We start from the raw sequence: 2,720 nt of genomic DNA, 5'->3' as shown, positions 1-2,720 counted from the left end.
GAAACGAAGTAGTGAAATCAGTTCAGGTTTATGATTTGAATGGAAAATTAATTCTAAATCAAACTTCAAATTCGATTTCAAATGTTAATTTAAATGCTTTACCAAAAGGAACTTATGTTGTAAAGGCAACAACAGATAAGCAAGTAAATACATTCAAAATAGTTAAAAGTTAATTTGTTATTAGGTTTCAGTCTCCTTCTCGAAAGAGGAGGAGTTTAAAACAAGCAGAATTATTTTTAATAAATTGAATGAATAAAAATATTTAAAAATCATCATCAACCCTCATGTGAATATTTTGTTTCAGATTTAATTTTTGAGTTCAGATAATTAGAATCGAATATTCACTTTCCCGGCAGGATTTTATCCTGTCGGGATTTTATGAAAATGCTTGTCATGTTAAGCTAAGTTGAAATATCTAAGCATTTTTAAGTATAAAAACAACAACTGAAAACTCAAAAGCACATAACATAATTACACATGAACAAATTATATTTTACAGTAATCCTAACGCTTTTTTATACTGCTTTGTATGCGCAATTTGAGCATGCTACCTGGTATTTTGGGAAAAATGCAGGCGTGAGTTTTTCTTCTGGCTTTCCTGTGGGGATAACGGGTGGACAGGTTGATACCAATGAAGGCTGTGCAAGTATTTCCGATGATTGCGGAAATCTTCTTTTCTATACAGATGGCAGAAGGGTTTACAACCGAACGCATTCCGTGATGCAAAATGGTTATGGATTGTCAGGAAATAGTACTAGCACCCAAAGTGCGATTATTGTTCCCAATCCAGCAAATGCTGATCAATATTACATTTTTACAATTTTTTCCATTTCAGGATTTTATTATTCCGTTGTCGATATGACTTTGGATGGAGGTAATGGTGGCTTGGTCGTCGGGCAGAAAAATATACAAATCCCACTTTTGAATGGTTATCGAAAAAGTTCAGAGAAAATAACAATATCCAGAACAGCTGACTGCAATGGATACTGGATTTTAACCCATGCCGAAAATAAATTCTATGCGTTTAAATTAACTGATTCTGGATTGAATTTAACTCCTGTTATTTCTACAGTAGGTATGTTTGTTCCAATGGTTTGGGAAGGAAATACAATTGGTTATTTAAAAGCTTCTCCGGATAGTAAAAAACTTGCGATTGCTCATAAAGATATAACCGAACATGGCGGAGGATTGGCTGTGTATGATTTTGATAATCTTACAGGATTGGTTAGCAATGAAAAAGTTTTATATGATCCTACTTTTCCCGATTCCCGTTCATATTATGGTGTGGAATTTTCTCCAAATCAACAGTTTTTATATGCAACGACTGGTAATTCCTTAATCCAGTATGATTTAAATTCCCCAAATATTCCACAAAGTCAAAAAGTTGTAAGCTCAGCCAATATTGGAGCATTACAGTTGGGACCTGACAGGAAAATTTATCATACAAATTATGACAGTTATTACCTTTCTGTGATTAATAAACCCAATGAACTTTTAGACCCCGTTGCCGGAACCAATCCTGATTATGTGTCACATGGAATATTTTTAGATGGAGGAATTGCCCGTTTTGGCGTGCCGACTTTTACAATTCCCTATAATTACAAAGGCAAAATTGAAATTAATTCTGTGGATAACAAATGTGAAGGAGACAATTGTTTTCAGATTCCTTTGAATTTTGAATTTATGGGATGTCCCGATGCAAGTTTAGTTTGGGATTTCGGAGATGGAAATACTTCCACAAACCAGAATCCAATTCATAATTATGCTGCAATCGGCACTTACACAATTTTGTTGACTTATACTTTGCAAGTGCACACTTATACTACCACGACGGAAATCACGATCCATCCCTTACCGGTTGCTTTTGATGCTGAGTTGGAAGAATGTTTGGATTTTTCAGGAAATGCCGAGTTTGATTTAACTGAGTCCTTGCCTCAAATCAGTAGTGAGTCTGATGTTGATATCACTTTCCACGAATTGGAATCCGAAGCTGAAACAGGAACAAATGATTTACCAACGATTTATACGACTTCGACAAATACAACTTTATACATTCGGATTGAAAACGAAAACGGCTGTTATGTAGTGCGCGAATTAGAATTAATTGTCCATCCACTCCCGGCTTTCACGGTTGGAAACCCATTGTTTCAAATCTGTATAAATTCTTCTGCAGAATTAGAAGTAACGACAGATGCGGGAAACACGGTGAATTGGTACGATTCTCTAGCAGGAACAACACCAATTTTCACAGGAAACCCATTTACCACACCTAATTTAACAGTGACGACGACTTACTGGGTAGAAGTTGTGAGTGAAGAAGGCTGCCCCGGCGAACGTCAGGAAATTGTGGTAGAAATTGTAGATTCGATTACACCAATATTTGACTTAGAATTACAATATTGTGTGGGAAATGAATTGATAGACTTACCAACCGAATCAGAAAACGGAATCATGGGAACCTGGTCTCCAAGCCAGATTGACACTTCAATTTTGGGCATTCAGACCTTTGTATTCACACCTGATCCGGATCAATGCGCCGATGAATTTCCATTTGAAATTGAGGTCACAGACTCGATCGAACCAATATTTGATTTAGAATCAGAATATTGTAAAAGTGATGAATTGATCACACTTCCAACGCAGTCTGACAACGGCATCACCGGCACCTGGACTCCCAATCAAATCGACACTTCAGTTGCCGGGATTCAGAATTTTATGTT

General features: G+C 36.3%; 2 protein-coding genes. Both read left to right on the top strand.

Going from position 1 to position 2,720, the window contains the following annotated elements:
• Positions 1-11 precede the first annotated feature (11 nt).
• The gene (locus tag B8977_RS15325; protein ID WP_394334480.1) at positions 12-173 is read left to right on the top strand and encodes a T9SS type A sorting domain-containing protein; all 162 of its coding nucleotides are present in this window, start codon (positions 12-14) and stop codon (positions 171-173) included.
• A 304-nt stretch (positions 174-477) separates the two neighbouring features.
• Positions 478-2,720: Ig-like domain-containing protein (locus tag B8977_RS14885; RefSeq protein ID WP_084019068.1), on the top strand; the 2,243-nt coding region annotated here is incomplete at its 3' end.

The organism is Moheibacter sediminis (assembly GCF_900176425.1).
Classification (GTDB): domain Bacteria; phylum Bacteroidota; class Bacteroidia; order Flavobacteriales; family Weeksellaceae; genus Moheibacter; species Moheibacter sediminis.
This window is presented reverse-complemented; position numbering and strand designations above follow the sequence as displayed.